Source organism: Paenibacillus lentus (genome assembly GCF_042714055.1).
Taxonomy (GTDB): Bacteria; Bacillota; Bacilli; order Paenibacillales; family Paenibacillaceae; genus Fontibacillus; species Fontibacillus lentus_A.
In genome coordinates this window covers 1-15,178 of sequence record NZ_JBHGVC010000011.1, presented here as the reverse complement: position 1 = coordinate 15,178, position 15,178 = coordinate 1, and the positions used below count along the sequence as shown (strand labels likewise).

Below are 15,178 nucleotides of genomic sequence, written 5' to 3'. Positions count from 1 at the left end.
AAGCACTATCCTTGGCTAGAGTCGCATACTGAAAGATCGCGTTAGCGATTTTGTTCTTCTGAATTCCAATCTGTTCAATGCTCCTCAAGTACTGCCTGTTTTCTTTCTTCCCAGCGTTTCTGTTCATCTGGTAAGTTCATAGCACAGTATAGGTTGATGATTTCCTCGTAAGCTTCCCCGTTAGTTGCTTGATACTTCAAAACATTTGTCCAATAATGAACGGCTTGCAGATTTTCGTTACGTTCCATACATCTTTTTGCCATCCAGTAATTGAGTTCGATCAATTGTTGCTCGGCCAACTCTCGTAATTGAATGATCCAATCGTCATACATTCCTGGTAGCAGCGCATGAACAGATCTAAGGAGAGATTCGCTCAACAGGAAGCGGATTTCCTCGTTTTTCTCATTGTAGGCCAAGCGGAGCGCAAGGAGGAAGTCTATAAAATCACATTTTACTTTATATTGAAGCTGCACATTTCCCTGATGAAATCTCAAACAGAGAATTGGAATGAATGGAACTCGTATAGTGTTGTTGAGGTGGTTCAGATATACCTTTAGGTTATTTAACGCTCTAGTGATCGGGACACCGGGAAACAAAGCATCGCATATTTGCTCTCTTGTCGTGATGGGATGAAAGATTAAATAGACTAGTAAACGCTTTGCATGGCGTTGATGGAGCCCTTCTCTTATCGAATAGCCATCAATACTTACCTCGAACTGATTGATCAGGTTAACCTCTAGTATGGGTGCGGCTTCATATTTATTGTGTTGTACAAAAAAGTTGCGATAGGCCATTTCAAATTTAGAGTGAACATCATTTTGATTTTCTTTCCTCGGGTCTAGCTTAAATTGGATATAGTAATCGATCCATTTTGCTGTCATTTCAGGTTGCTCTAAAAAGAACAGAAACGATGCATTTGGCATCACCAGTTGCGTATAATGCTCCAGGGAAAACGATAGCATATTGGCTAGTTCATAGGAAGTAATGGCATCTTGATCCCCTGCAATGGTAAGTGTAGGGATAGAGATTTGGGTCAGATCATTTAATAAAGGAGAATGCATCGTCATGACCGACAATTGGGCGAACACATGGTCAGGCAGCTGAGCAAGTACGTGAAAATACTGAACCAATCCATGATACTCTTCCTCTAAAGAGGTGTATAGACGAAGTAAATCTCGAAAAGGAGCTAGATCATCGGTGTTGCCAGTTTTGACTGCTTGCTTAATATGTGGAAAAGCTTGTATTAGAAGCTGATAAGGATAGTTGTTGATATGTATAAAGGGTAAGGAAAGCAGGATGAGAGATTTCACATAAGATGGATGCTTTCTTGCAAAATGAACAGCAAGATGTGCTCCAAGCCCATGAGCTACGAGATGAAACTTTTCAATTTCAAGATGATGGATCAGCTCACAAAGATCCTCTGCCATCAGCTCCCAGCCAAGCTCGGAGTCTTCTATTTCACTTTGCCCATGTCCCCGCAAATCATAGATTACAATCTGGTAGCGATGTTGCAAATGAGTAAGCATGGGTTGCCATAGAGAACTGTCCATAGCAAATCCATGGATCATGACGATCGTTTCGGCGTCTTTATTTCTCGCAGGATGAATCTCGTAATATGTTTTAAGATGGTTTATTGTCAAAAAAGGCATAGATCCTGCCCTCCACTAAATGAACTGTTACGAAACTGTTACATCGTTTATAGTAAGTTATTTCCGTGAACTATTCAATTGCAAGACCAGAATAGGAAGCAACAGTCCAATTAATACATGCTGAGCGTGACTTCATTACTAGAAAGGTACGGTGAAAAAAGGTTGCTGAGACGATATTTTTTTTATCGGCGGTACTTGTTCTTCTGGCAGGATTCCTCCCTGCTCATGTCGCTGCCGGTTATTTGGACGAGTGAATATTAGGAGTCCTTTGCCCATGGGTAGCTATCTTCATGGTGTGACCTACGGCAATGGCACATTTGTGGCAGTGGGGGATAGTGGAACCATTATACAATCCGGCCCAGCGCCTGCACCCACGCCCACACCAGCGGTAGCCCCATCGCAGCCCGGTAATACGAGCGTGGATGTACTTATCAATGGCAAGGCGGTGAATGCAGGAGCAACGGCAACCGAGCGGAATGGACAAACCGTCACCATCGTCACTTTTGATCAGTCAAAGCTGGAAAACATGCTTGCGACCGAAGGACAGCATTCGATTGTGACGATTCGGGTCAACACGAAGTCTGATGTCGTTGTCGAATGGAGCGGTCAAACGGTCAAGAACATGGAGAACAATCAGGCCGTTATCGAGATCATAACGGATCGGGCAAACGTATACTTTGCCAGCCCGACAGCGGATAAGGTGCAGATCGTGGAAAGCGCAGCATCAAAAGGAGCGTTCACGATGGTCGTCCTGAAGAAATCAAAGGAAATGAGTTTAACTTAAATATTCCTCGCTACGTGGATACGTTTGAAGAAGAACAAGTCATTGACCTTGATGAAGTGATTAAGCTATTAGAGCAGGACAAGCAAGAAATCGCTGATCTTGAGGCTAAGATCAATGAACAGTTGAAAATCTTGGGCATTAATGTGTAAAGATTGACGGAAAAGGGTCAAGGATATTATTTCTTGACTCTTTTTTGCTTTCGTAACAGCGGCGATACTGAACAGGCGTCATATATCCTAATGTCCATGAATTCGATATTAATCCAAGTCACCGCGGGTCGATTCACTGATAGCGAAGAGGAAAGATTCTGCAAATATTCCGCGAACAATCGATAACCACCCACTTTTGGAAAAATATTCTTTGTGATTATCTGTTTAATATTGTAAAGTTTATTAATTCAAATATACGAGATACATAGATGAAAAGGGTGGGAATGGCATGAATAACTTTTTTGTTGCAGTTAGAAATCGAGCACAATCCGTAATGGCCATTGATGGTTTTCCGATTATTTTGCTGTTAAATGTGTTTCTTGGCATCGCGAACTCATTTGTATTGCCTTTCAGCTCTATCTTTGGGATTGATGAAGTTGGTATGACTAATATGGAGTTTGGTATATTTATGATGATCTCCACGCTCTGTGGTGTCGGCTTCAGCACCTATATCGGCAAGTTGTCTGACCGAGTATCTGACCGTAAGCTGATTCTTATTCTTTGTGCTATCGCTGGAGCGATCGGATATATCGGTTATGCCTATTCCCGTAACTATTATGTGCTTCTTGCGATTTCTTCTATTTTTTTGGGTATATCTACCTCCACATTTTCACAAATTTTTGCTTACGGACGAGAGGTATTAGTGAAATCTAAGGTACCAGCCAAAGAGATTCCACTGTATATGAACATACTGCGCGTCCTATTCGCCCTATCTTGGACCGTAGGCCCTGCCATTGCGGCGTATGTGCTGCTATATTTCGGTTTCAAAGGGATGTTCCTGGTAGCGGCATCCTGTTATATCATCGTTGTAGGTATTACTTTGCTTTCTCTCAAAAAGGCATCTAAGAAAGAAATGGCAAAGCCAAAACCCAAACCAACAGAAGCAACGATTCCTCTACGGCAAGTCATCTTTCAACCTTTTATTTTTGTTAACTTAATCGCCTTTACACTGATTTCAACAGCGACTACGATCAGCTCCTTGAACATGGCCCAATTCGTAACGAAAGTATTGAACGGGGAAGAGAAGCATGTTGGTATCATTTTCAGTATTCCGCCTGTTTTCGAAGTTCCTTTTATGCTTGGGTTTGGAATTTTGGCGATGCGGGTCAAGAGCGACAACCTGATTCGTCTAGGCTCATTGCTTGCTTTTGCATATTTCACCGCCACCTTCTTCGCCACTGATATCTGGCATATTTTCCCTATCCAAATACTTAGCGCGGCATACATTGCTATTACAAGTGGTATTGCCATTACCTACTTCCAGGACTTCATACCGAATATGCCGGGTACTGCAATGACTCTCTATTCCAATACTGGGAAAATTGGCTCCATGCTCGGCTTCCTGCTATTCGGTGTACTATCAGATACGTTCGGGTATCGTAACGTCTATCTATGGTGTGCGATCTTTGCCTTTCTCGCTATGATATTGCTCTTCGCATTAGTAAGAGCCAAACGAGTCCAGTTCGGATCGAGTTCGTCCATAAATGCATAACTCTTATTTATCAAAACAACGCGACCTAATATCGGTTGCGTTGTTTTATTCACCAGCGCGTGTCGCAATAGCGGAAATGCTAAGCATCATGATGGGACGAAATGGGGACGCACTATGTACGTCCCTGCTGCTTATTTCATTATCGAATAGGGTTGCGTTTGTATAAGTTGTAGGAATATAAAAACGGGATGGCAATCATTAGAGCTATTACGCTGATGCTCAACCAAGGAATAGCTCTAAATGAGTTTACAATGAAGATAAAGCCACCGGCGATCCATAACCAGCCGGCGAGCGTATGTGTCTTATTCCAGTTATCTGGGTCATGCAGCGTCCAAGGCAGCTTAATCCCAATGGTATAGTTCTGACGACATTTCGGAAGATAGTTGCCGATTGTTATGAACAATATTCCAAGAATCAATGAGCCTAAGAGACTTGGATTCAAATTGATGCCCATGGCATAATTGATCATAAATATCTGTACTAGGTTAGAAAGGATAGGAATGAACCACCCAAATAGTGATCGCAGTGCTTCTAAAGAACTCTTTTTCGGATCGGTTTTATTTCGAAACCATGAATATATATATACGACAAGCATCAGAGCAGGAATGCCAAATGCGGCTAGAAACTTCGGTTCATAGTTATCAGGATTGCCAGCATGATCAAAGTGAATGGCAACTTGGTCAGGGAGCTTATTGTAGTAGAATGCCGAAATAATAAATGGAATGAAATACGAATGCGTGCTTACACGTATGACATTCGCAATAGATTCGTGCTAAAAATTGAAATAAGATGTGATAAAATTGGGAAAGGAATGAATGGGGAACGGGGAAAACTCAGATCCATCAAGACTATCCTCTGTTTTTGTATCAAGAATTATTCGAATTCTAGTAGATTATAGGAGGATTACATGTCCTGGAGTAAATTGAAGCAGCAAATGGAGAGCTTTCTCAGTCCTGCGTTATATGGAAGGGTCGAATATCGTGCAACAAGTTTGTTTAGAAACGGGATTTTCCAAAGTAGATGTAAAAAGCTATAGTGGCGGCGTCGCAGCAATGCATATGGCTATAAAATAGATAGAGTCGGGTTTCCTAGAACCTTTTAATATATTTCTCATTTAGATTCCTTCATGGTAGCATATTTATAAAGAACGATAAAGGAGGCCGCACGTTGTCTCGTATCTTGCTGATTGTCGTGGTTCTCCTGCTGGCCGGGTGTCAAATCAAATCCGGTTCCTCGCAGCCTCTATCCAATGAATCAAATTCTGACGAAAAGAAGGTGGAAGTGATGAATCAACAATTGATTGCCTCGGCAGAAAAAGGAGAGGTTGAAGACGTTCTGAAGCTGCTTCAAGACGGAGCAGACATCAATGCAACGGATGGACGTGGAAGAACGGCCGTCATGGCAGCAACTTATAACAATAAGGCTGAAACAGTAAAGGCTCTTATTCAAGAGGGTGCGGACATTAACCTTCGCGACGAAAGCTTAAATAATGTTCTCTTATATGCCGGAGCGGAAGGGTTTCTTGAAATCGTCAAACTCGCGATTGATGCCGGTGCCAATCCCCAACTTACGAACCGGTATGGAGGAACCGCGCTGATTCCTGCTTCGGAACGCGGACATGTTGAGGTTGTCCAAGAACTGCTTAGTCATTCAGACATCGATGTCAACCACATTAATAAATTGCACTGGACGGCATTGTTGGAAGCGGTCATTCTAGGTAGCGGCGGAGAGAAGCATCAAAAAATCGTACAACTGTTAGTTAACCATGGAGCCGATGTGAATATTGGTGATGGAAATGGGGTCACTCCCTTAATGCATGCGCGTCAAAAAGGATTCCAAGAAATTGCCGACATTTTAATCGAAGCAGGGGCATAACTCCTTAATGCTTACGTTGCAAAATGCGATTAAGGTATTGTACGACACGTGGAGAGTGGATCAGATCCGGACAATTTTGACTTTATAGTAAGAGTCATAAGGATATAGGCGCATTTTTTCGTCTATATCCTTTTTTAGTACCACTAACTTCTTATCTCTGAAGAAAAAAGGAATTAAGAAACCGGACTCACAAATTTTTGTGAGTGCACTAGAAAGGCTTGGGGTAAATCCAACAAGATAGACCCAAATAAGCACCAATGAAGATTTAGTTGGCAAATGAGGCTGTACTAAATTCGTCTCAAGATTGTTAACTTTTTGGGGTGAGTTTTCTATAATATTCTATAGGGAGATGGATTCAACTAATAATAAAATAGTCAATTAAGTGGAATAGGTATGGAGGCATCATATTATGAAACCAATCACAGAAGTAGCAGCTCAACTGAGCCTGGAGCCGGATCAGCTTGAGCTTTACGGAAAATGGAAAGCGAAGCTAACCGAGGATGTATGGGAATCCGTCTCGCAGCGTCCTGACGGTAAGCTTATCCTCGTTACCGCCATGAATCCGACGCCGGCAGGAGAAGGCAAGACGTTGACAACGATCGGGCTCACGCAAGGATTAAATCGGATTGGACGGAAGGCGGTTGCCGCGCTGCGCGAGCCGTCGCTCGGACCGTGCATGGGCATGAAGGGTGGCGCTACAGGAAGCGGCAGAGCCCAGATCGTGCCGGCTGAGGATATTAATCTGCACTTTACGGGCGACATCCATGCGATAACATCAGCGCACAATCTGTTGACGGCACTCATTGATAACCATATTCACCAAGGCAACGCTTTGCGTCTTGACCCGGCGCGCATTGTGTGGAAACGTGCGCTCGATATGAATGATCGGCCGCTGCGTCAGATCGTAATCGGAATCGGTGACAACAACGGCACAGCTCGCGAAGACGGCTTCCTTATTACGAGCGCATCGGAAGTGATGGCAGTATTGTGTTTAGCGGAGAATATGCCCGATTTGCGAGCGCGGCTTAGCCGGATTGTTGTAGCGTATGACATGGATAAGCGACCGGTGACGGCGGGTGAGCTACGGACGGTGGACGCGATGTGCACCCTGCTGAAGGATGCGATCCATCCGAATCTGGTGCAGACGCTCGAAGGCGACCCGGTGTTCGTTCACGGCGGGCCGTTCGCCAACATCGCTCACGGATGCAGCAGTATACGGGCGACCCGTTATGCTCTCAAGCTGGCCGATTATGTTGTGACAGAAGCGGGATTCGGGGCCGATCTGGGCGCGGAGAAATTCATTGACATTAAGTGCCGACTGGGAAACCTGCAGCCGGATGCTGTAGTCATTGTCGCGACCGTGCGTGCGTTAAAATACAACGGCGGCGTACCGAAGCAGGAACTCTTATCTGAGAATGCCGAGGCGATCCGATCCGGATTCGTCAACTTACAGCGCCATATTGAGAATATGCGTGCCTTCGGCCTGCCAGTAATCGTTGCTATAAACCGCTTTGCGGCCGATACAGAGGCCGAGCTGGCGCAGGTTGCGACTCTCTGTTCAGAGCTTGGCGTGAAGGCGATCACCTCAGACGCGTGGGAGCGCGGTGGTGAAGGCTGCCGTGAATTGGCACAGGAAGTGGCCGCACTGGCTGACGAATCGGCGGCGGATACGTTCCAGTTGCTCTATCCTGATGATATGTCGCTTACTGAGAAAATCGAAACGATCGTTAAGCGTGTCTATCGCGGAGACGGCGTCAAATACCGTCCGGCTGCGAAGCGAGCACTGGAGGAATTGGAGCGGCTTGGCGTGAAAGACATTCCTGTCTGCATGGCTAAGACACCGTACTCATTTACAGATCGTCCTACTATGCTTGGAGCGCCGGAGCACTTTACCATCGAAGTGCAGGATGTCCACTGGTCTGCCGGCGCAGGATTCGTTGTTGTACTGACAGGCCAGGTTGTGACCATGCCAGGGCTGCCTGCGGAACCAGCGGCATATCGCATAAAACTGGATGATACAGGACATATCGAAGGTTTATTTTGAATTTGGCTTTTTTGCCATGATAAGTAGGGGAAAGGAAGAGTGGTGAAGGGGAAGACCCAGACCCAGCAAGCCTTTCCTCTCTTTTTATATCTAGGCTTATCCAAAGTGACTGACTATACGGATTGAACGACTTGTATACTTTTCGATGAAGTTGCAAAGGCACCTCATCGTCAAGACCGACAAATGGGCGAACACATGGTCAGGCAACTGAGCAAGTACGTGAAAATACTGAACTGTTACCAAATTGTTACGTCTCTTATAGTAAACTATTCCCGTGAACGATTCAATGGCAAGACCAGCTAGGAAGCGGCAGTCCAATTAGCATGATGTACATATGTCCAAAAAGAAGGATTCGTATGCACGATTTCATTAAATGAATGGGTCAGCGGTCATGATTTCAAACGAAACTTTTGAAAGGAGTTGTAAGATGAATAGGGCAGCTGGGAAATGGAGCTCTTTGCTGGCACGTATATTAGCCTTGACGCTTGTGCTAACCCCCATCTTGATAAGTATGGCAGTGCCTTTAACGGAGGCAAAAGGGAGTAGAGGAAATGATTTGAGAAGTAGTTCAAGGAATGCAAATGTGACTGTTACTGAAAATGTCTATGAGAGTAGTCCGTTTGCTTTACTAAACTCCCAAAGCTCATTTGATTTTTCCAATATTGAAAGGAGCACCTATTCTGTCTCGGGAAGTCGTTTAGAGATTGGTATAGAATGGGCAGAGGGACATGATTTTGATATTTGGTGTGGGCAAGCAAACTCTTACGAAGCAGATTGTGATAATCACGAATTTCAAGTTGATCTTGGTAATGGGATAACGATAGATAAGATTAGCTCTATCGACATGTGGGAAGAGTATTTGACGATTCATATAGAACTTGGTGCATATACTATCGAATGTAATCAGGTGATTATGATTAGTTATCAACCAAGCGGAAGAAGTAGTATGGGGGATCCACCCGATGTTCCCTTCTCTATAGAAGTATTGCCAGTTCTGGATTGGCATGATCAATATGATCTGCAAATTAAGATTGGACAACAATATTTGTCTTACGTTGAGTTTATGGATAGCTTGAAAAACTTGAACTTACTCGAGTGGTATCTAACTTATATCAATGATTTACGGGTTAGTGAGGATGGTCAGCATCAACTTGAGTTTAGAATAAAGCCTAAGTTAGCATGTCTGCCTAGTCAGGTAGAACATACCCTTGATTTAAAGATTTACACCACCGATCAGTATTCTCTCAAGCTGACACCAGACCAGCTAAAATTTGCTGAAAGTGATTCAGACAGTCTAACCTTAACCTTTAGTAACGAGAACAGCTCTGATTACCAAGAGTTCTCAATTGTAGCCGTAGATGATGAATGGGCGGAAAAATCTAGCATAGCATTCATGTATCTCATTGTAGATAGTGAAAATAAGAGTATTGAGAACATTGGAGACCTTGGGAATGTTACACCTTTTCTTGTTTCAGCAATATTTTTAGAAGACAACGATGAAGTGATTCAAGTGCAACCAAGCCCCTCCGTTATCAAATCGAATGCTCTGCAAAAGTTTTCTTTTTCCTTAAAAGCACCTCTTGATGAAGTTAGCGATACCTACGTCTTAGTCACCTTACAAGGAGATAAGGGCAGGTTGTTAGATCCTTCCTATGCTGAAGAAAGCAGTGCTAATGGCGATGTAGAGGGATTTGTTAAAGATTATATCTTATATAAAATTTCTCACGATACATGGGGGACAGAGGAATATACTCTCTTTGTGCAAGCGATGGACGAAGGGAATGCCAATCTTCACTTCCTGACATTTAATGATGAATTTCTAAATATAATAGCTCATTCTTTTGACAGCTTGTTTGCTAATGGGCAAAAGTATCTTAGTGGACAATTCCCGAAATTAACTGAATTCAATTTTAATTCTCCTATCAATTGTTCAGCAAATCAGGATTGTATTTTTTCACTTCTCCCTCACTTTTTGCTTTTCCAATTGGTAAATGAATGGGTTAACTCTTTTATGGATTTGGATGATTTTCTTACTGAGATGAGGCAAGAAGGAAGTCAATTTAATACTTTTATCTCTCATTACCCGTTTCCAGATGAGATTAATTTCTTTCAGCTTTTCGATGATATAGGGGGCATCGAGTATACAATTATTAATTATTTGCAATTTAAAATAAGAGACTCATCTGATCCTTATTTAGGAATTAAACATACCGAGAGAATTGAGATCAGGCTAGCTGAGCCTAAGCTCAGTGGGGTGTTGATTGGCCTGACACCTGCTACAATGAGCCCGATATTGGAAAACGACGACTTACAATATACGTATGAGATCACCGATGCCGGGACGAGCACTGTGTATATTCAGGCAATAGCTGACGAAGCGACAAGCTTGATAACAATCAACAATGTAGCGTCAGGCTATGGTTCGGTGACACAAGCGGTTTATTTGGAGGAAGGAGTCACCTCGATTCCGATAGAGGTTTACGCCAACGGAATTACTCGAACTTACGGGATTACAGTTACCATGAATTCGGAGGTAAATCCCGTACCTCCTTCAGATGGCGATAACTCAGGCGATGGTGGTACCCCCGGTGACGGCGGCACCCCAGGTAGTCCTCCGGGTAGTGGTTCTAGCAGTGGTACGACACCGCGGACACTAGTTTCAACGAGCAATGGCAAGATCAGGATTCCAGTGGGTAGTGCTGGTGTAACGAAGCTGCGAGATATCATTACTGTATCTGTCCCTGTTGGTGCAGCAGATCAAGATCTCATAATAACGATAGAGGAACTGCTCGATACAGCCCACTTGGAAAACGATGGGGAAGTTCTTGCAAGTCCGGTCTTTGAACTACTTAGCAATATTTCGGGCAGCTTTAACAAGCCTGTTACCTTGACGTTCAAGTATGACCCTTCTAAAGTAGAGAAAGGGCAATACCCTGTTATTTCCTACTACGATGAAAAGAACAAAAAATGGGTTAATATCGGTGGTCAAGTGGACGGCGATACGATTAGCGTAGATGTGGAGTACTTTGCGATATTTGCCGTATTGGTAATTGATGAGGAATCAGTGCCAGAGATGCCAAAGGAAGAAATAACGTTTACCGATATTAGTAGACATTGGGCAGAAGCTCAGATTAGACAAGCGGTAGAACAAGGCATCGTCAGCGGCTATCCTGATGGCACATTTAAGCCGGATAGCAGGGTCACTCGCTCGGAATTTACGCTTATGCTAATGAATGCCATAAATCCAAAAGGTGAGGGTGCTGAGCTCCGTTTTAGCGATGTACAAGAAATCGGCACATGGGCACAAACAGCGGTAGCACAATCCGCAGCCGCAGGGATTGTTACAGGCTATAGCGACGGTACATATCGTCCAAATGCGAGCATCACCCGTGCTGAAATGGCAGCAATGATCGCCAGAGCACTCAAGCTGCAGCTTGACACTAATGTGTCAACCGGATTTTCAGATGACGAAGCCATTCCGCAATGGGCGAAGGGCTCGATCGAAGCGATTCGTGAGCTTAGCATCGTTAATGGCCGCGGCGGGAACCGTTTCGTTCCGGACGACACGGCAACGCGGGCGGAAGCAGCGGTGATGCTGCTTAGAATGTTGGAAGTCAATCCATAGAGCATAATACTCACGCGAAGGTACCTCTAAAGGGACCTTCGCGTTTTGCTTATCGAAATCCAACCTTAATGGACAGTGAAACTAACCTTTGTGGGAGAGCGCATCGCTGGCAGCGATGAGGTCAGAGGTTCGATCCCCCTTGGCTCCATAATTAACATAACGAAACTTCTAATGAGCGGATACAGATCCTAGCCTAAAGACTAGGTTCAGACACTCCCTAAGACGGTTATGACAGGCGAATAAGGCGGTTATAATAGGATTCATAATTTAGAACGTGAACTTATGAATCCAAAGGAAGTGTTTGATATGAAGGCAACCGAAGTGAATGCCAAAACGCCGACAGGTAAAGTGAATTGGGTGCTTTTTAACCCAAAAACCTATGCAACAATCCTCTATTTATTGCTATCTCTCCCACTAGGGATCATTTATTTTACAGTAGCGATAACGGGGCTCGCTCTTTCAATCGCTTTAACTCCGATCTTTATCGGGATACCCTTGTTTTTTGGAGTAGCTAAGCTGTTGGATGGGATTGTGAAATTTGAACAAAGCATGATTAGACAAATTTTAGGTTTACCGACTGCTCCTGCTTCGTATAACTATAATCAACAGTCTAATGCTGGGCAGAACTGGTTTATGCGAATGGTGAGAGGTTTTGACGGTGGACTATTTATTCGAAATCTGCTGCTCGTAATCATGAGATTTGTAACAGGCATTGTATTCTTTGTTATTATGGTAACTGTGATTTCACTAGGACTTGGATTTATTGCCCTTCCAGTCGTGCATATCATTTTGATGAATGAAATTCAGCTGGATATTTTGGAACATAGTTTGTTCAGTTATTTCCATATCGATTGGACCTATAATCAGCAATATTTGCTTTATGTAGGCGTGGGAGTTGTACTTTTTTGGATCGCGCTTCGCGTCGTGAATGGTCTCATGCAAATTCAGCGCAGAATCATGTTTGTAGATGAGCCCTATCAAAAAGCACAGCCGACAATGCCATTGCACGATCAAACCCAAGCGTCAGTTCAGTCGCCATATTATGAACCCCCGGTGGATCAATCCACTCCGGAGTTCATGCAGCCAGCCTATAGAGAGCTTTAATAGCTCTCTTTATTGATATGGTTAGGTTAAGGACGTCAGCGAAAAACTATGAAGGCAAGCAAATATCACTGAGGGAATGGGCGGAACAGGAAATTCGTTAAGGTGAAGTTGTAAAACCAGGAAAGGTAATGAAGAGCAACCTGAAGCCTCAATTCATTCCTCCGAGAAAGTGATATAGTGAATAAAACGGAAGTAGCTCCTATGCCTTGTGCATGGAGCTATTTTTTTCTAATATCATCGATTGAGTTTTCGCCCCTCTTGGGGATTTGCGTATTACGTTACGTAATAGTATATCCTGATTTAGAACGAATAGGGAGGGATCAGGATGGTAACGGAGAAGAAGCAAAGAAGGAAGATAACGAAAGGATGGTATTTTTTAATTTTTATATTGATTGCTGGTGTAGTGGGCTACTTCAGCTTGTTTTATGATGATGGCTCGCTCTCATCTTTTAAAGATAAGGAAGGAGAGCGGGAGTTTATTGAAGCTTATAATGAAGCGATGTCTTACCTGCCCGAGCCTGCGGAAGAAGCTTTGATCACCACATCATTTGGTCAAGTCAAGCTTTATAAGTTCCAGGCATCCGAGACAGAACGCGCCCCATTGCTTTTATTGCCCGGGAAGTCCGCTTCTACGCCAATGTGGGAAGCTAATTTACAAGACCTGATGCAAGAGAGACCTGTATACACAATTGATTTGATTGGAGAGCCTGGGCTGAGTGTCGAAAAGGCCAGGATCCAGACAATACAGGACCAGGCGACATGGTTAAAAGAAGTAATAACCTCATTAGATGAAGCAGAGATCCACCTGTTAGGGTTGTCCTTTGGAGGATGGAGTGCTGCGAATTTACTTGTTCAGGAAGAGGTTACGCAGGTGAAATCACTTATTTTAGTTGAACCTGTGTACGTGTTTGATACGATTCCTTTAAAAATGGTTTTAGCCTCGATTCCGGCTACCGTGCCGTTCATTCCCAAATCCACTAGGGACCAAATGTTAAGCTATATTTCCGGAGGTGCCGATATCGATGATGAACCTATAGCGAGGCTCATAGAAACCGGGATGCGAACTTTTAAAAGCAAGGTGCCTATGCCGCAAAAGATAAGTAAGGAGGAACTGGTATCTTTGACTGTTCCCACGCTGGCTATTCTTGGAGGAAAATCAACGATGCATAATCCTGACAAAGCTATTGCCGCTGCCGAGGCAAACTTGACGCATCCGCAAAGTGAAGCCGTCCTGTTTGAACAGGCCTCTCATGCTATTAATGGGGAGTATCCCAAGGAACTGGTGGAGTGTATTCAGATGTTTTTGACAGGACTGGAGCCGTAGAGAGGGAGGTAGAGTTCTATTACGAAAACTTATTCAGTAAAAGAGCTGGCTGTAATAAGTGGAGTTTCCAGAAGAACTTTGCAATATTACGATAATATAGGGATCTTAACGGCTATTAAAAATGCCAAAGGGCACCGGTTCTTCACTGAGATCCATCTGAGGAAACTAACCCGAATTAATTACTACAAAAGCTTGGGGCTTTCGTTAGAGCAAATTAAAAATAAACTGAGTGATTCGGATTCAGACAACGTTGTGGAAAAAGAATTGTATGCCCAAAGTATAATGCTACGCAGACAGTTGGAAGGGATTAAGGCGAAGCTGCAGGGTATTGAAGTTTCCCGAAAGCTGCGGGCGGCAGGATATGAAATACCTTGGGAACTGTTAGCCGGCCTGATGAATGTATTGGAAATGGACGCTATTGACCATTGGAGCGAATATGATTTTCCGGAAGAGGATTATGTGGTTTTTCAGGAAGTGTTCCAGACAGAGGAGGCTGTTTTTGAATTTTACAATGAATTTCGAAGACTGATTTTATATTCAGCAGCTTATCAGGCGAGCGAAGTGCCTATAGAGTCAGAGCTAGTTGAAGAGCTTTACAAGGATTGGGAAAGGATGGTTACTAACGTGACGTCTGGCAATGTCCAAGCCATGGAGGCTCTGCTAAGAGTGGATAGTGACCGAGGTCAATGGAGCCGGGGAGAACAGGATTTAATGAGTAAAGGAGAACCTTATCTGACTAAAGTCATTCGCCATTATGATTTTGCGAGAGATGAGTAACCAGGTTAGAGATCATTCGATCTCCCGATACTCTAGCGTAATATTACGCATTCAATTCATGTGGAGAGCTGTGTGTCGCTAGTGAGAAAGTAGTAAGGGCCACATTTACCGATTTGAATAAACTCAAGTAGACTACTTGAGTTTATTTATGTGTTTGTAAGGGTAAAGATAGACCCGAAGGCAAACGAACAATTCGATTTTCCTCCGGGTGATTCATGTATGCTCATTTATCTCGCACCTTCTTTATTCATTTGAATCTGGCACCATATCCGCCAACTTACGAAATGCTTCATTC

At 43.7% G+C, this 15,178-nt stretch carries 10 protein-coding genes and 2 pseudogenes; 10 read left to right on the top strand and 2 right to left on the bottom strand.

Annotated elements, in window-relative coordinates; all coding sequences use genetic code 11:
- Nucleotides 1-74: 74 nt before the first annotated feature.
- The gene (locus ACE3MQ_RS20945) at nucleotides 75-1,649 is read right to left on the bottom strand and encodes an alpha/beta fold hydrolase (protein ID WP_379396315.1); all 1,575 of its coding nucleotides are present in this window, start codon (nucleotides 1,647-1,649) and stop codon (nucleotides 75-77) included.
- A gap of 274 nt (nucleotides 1,650-1,923) precedes the next feature.
- Here ACE3MQ_RS20945 and ACE3MQ_RS20940 point away from each other — a divergent pair, with 274 nt between their 5' ends.
- Together ACE3MQ_RS20940 and ACE3MQ_RS20935 are read left to right on the top strand one after the other, a co-directional pair.
- On the top strand, nucleotides 1,924-2,433 hold the full coding sequence (locus ACE3MQ_RS20940) for a hypothetical protein (RefSeq protein ID WP_379396313.1): 510 nt from the start codon (nucleotides 1,924-1,926) through the stop codon (nucleotides 2,431-2,433).
- A gap of 438 nt (nucleotides 2,434-2,871) precedes the next feature.
- Complete coding sequence (locus ACE3MQ_RS20935; RefSeq protein WP_379396311.1) at nucleotides 2,872-4,134, top strand: sugar efflux transporter; 1,263 nt, start codon at nucleotides 2,872-2,874, stop codon at nucleotides 4,132-4,134.
- Between the two features lie 139 nt (nucleotides 4,135-4,273).
- On the opposite strand, the gene ACE3MQ_RS20930 is transcribed toward ACE3MQ_RS20935, so the two are convergent.
- Entirely contained in the window at nucleotides 4,274-4,849 is a 576-nt protein-coding gene (locus ACE3MQ_RS20930; protein ID WP_379396574.1) for an SdpI family protein, read from the bottom strand.
- 192 nt (nucleotides 4,850-5,041) lie between these two features.
- Here ACE3MQ_RS20930 and ACE3MQ_RS27420 point away from each other — a divergent pair.
- The 8 genes and pseudogenes from ACE3MQ_RS27420 to ACE3MQ_RS20895 all read left to right on the top strand — a co-directional run.
- A pseudogene (locus ACE3MQ_RS27420) lies at nucleotides 5,042-5,125 on the top strand (SF0329 family protein); the annotation flags it as partial.
- Between the two features lie 293 nt (nucleotides 5,126-5,418).
- A complete protein-coding gene (locus ACE3MQ_RS20925) occupies nucleotides 5,419-6,009 on the top strand; it encodes an ankyrin repeat domain-containing protein (RefSeq protein WP_379396572.1) in 591 nt (196 codons plus the stop codon).
- Between the two features lie 409 nt (nucleotides 6,010-6,418).
- Entirely contained in the window at nucleotides 6,419-8,053 is a 1,635-nt protein-coding gene (locus ACE3MQ_RS20920; RefSeq protein WP_379396309.1) for a formate--tetrahydrofolate ligase, read from the top strand.
- A 427-nt stretch (nucleotides 8,054-8,480) separates the two neighbouring features.
- The gene (locus tag ACE3MQ_RS20915; RefSeq protein WP_379396307.1) at nucleotides 8,481-11,678 is read left to right on the top strand and encodes an S-layer homology domain-containing protein; all 3,198 of its coding nucleotides are present in this window, start codon (nucleotides 8,481-8,483) and stop codon (nucleotides 11,676-11,678) included.
- A gap of 306 nt (nucleotides 11,679-11,984) precedes the next feature.
- Nucleotides 11,985-12,782 (top strand): sensor domain-containing protein, encoded by a 798-nt coding sequence (locus ACE3MQ_RS20910; protein WP_379396305.1) that lies wholly within the window; start codon nucleotides 11,985-11,987, stop codon nucleotides 12,780-12,782.
- A 325-nt stretch (nucleotides 12,783-13,107) separates the two neighbouring features.
- Nucleotides 13,108-14,106: an alpha/beta fold hydrolase gene (locus tag ACE3MQ_RS20905; protein ID WP_379396303.1), complete on the top strand. Its 999-nt coding sequence runs from the start codon at nucleotides 13,108-13,110 to the stop codon at nucleotides 14,104-14,106.
- Between the two features lie 18 nt (nucleotides 14,107-14,124).
- Nucleotides 14,125-14,325: pseudogene (locus ACE3MQ_RS20900) on the top strand (MerR family transcriptional regulator); the annotation flags it as partial.
- Nucleotides 14,326-14,358: 33 nt separating this feature from the next.
- Nucleotides 14,359-14,883, top strand: a complete 525-nt coding sequence (locus tag ACE3MQ_RS20895; RefSeq protein WP_379396301.1) for a hypothetical protein — start codon at nucleotides 14,359-14,361, stop codon at nucleotides 14,881-14,883.
- Nucleotides 14,884-15,178 lie beyond the last annotated feature (295 nt).

Excerpts from the sequence above, each read along its gene's own strand:
- ACE3MQ_RS20945 (WP_379396315.1), bottom strand. The coding sequence starts at position 1,649 with ATGCCTTTTTTGACAATAAACCATCTTAAAACATATTACGAGATTCAT.
- ACE3MQ_RS20940 (WP_379396313.1), top strand. The coding sequence starts at position 1,924 with ATGGGTAGCTATCTTCATGGTGTGACCTACGGCAATGGCACATTTGTG.
- ACE3MQ_RS20935 (WP_379396311.1), top strand. The coding sequence starts at position 2,872 with ATGAATAACTTTTTTGTTGCAGTTAGAAATCGAGCACAATCCGTAATG.
- ACE3MQ_RS20925 (WP_379396572.1), top strand. The coding sequence starts at position 5,419 with ATGAATCAACAATTGATTGCCTCGGCAGAAAAAGGAGAGGTTGAAGAC.
- ACE3MQ_RS20920 (WP_379396309.1), top strand. The coding sequence starts at position 6,419 with ATGAAACCAATCACAGAAGTAGCAGCTCAACTGAGCCTGGAGCCGGAT.
- ACE3MQ_RS20915 (WP_379396307.1), top strand. The coding sequence starts at position 8,481 with ATGAATAGGGCAGCTGGGAAATGGAGCTCTTTGCTGGCACGTATATTA.
- ACE3MQ_RS20910 (WP_379396305.1), top strand. The coding sequence starts at position 11,985 with ATGAAGGCAACCGAAGTGAATGCCAAAACGCCGACAGGTAAAGTGAAT.
- ACE3MQ_RS20905 (WP_379396303.1), top strand. The coding sequence starts at position 13,108 with ATGGTAACGGAGAAGAAGCAAAGAAGGAAGATAACGAAAGGATGGTAT.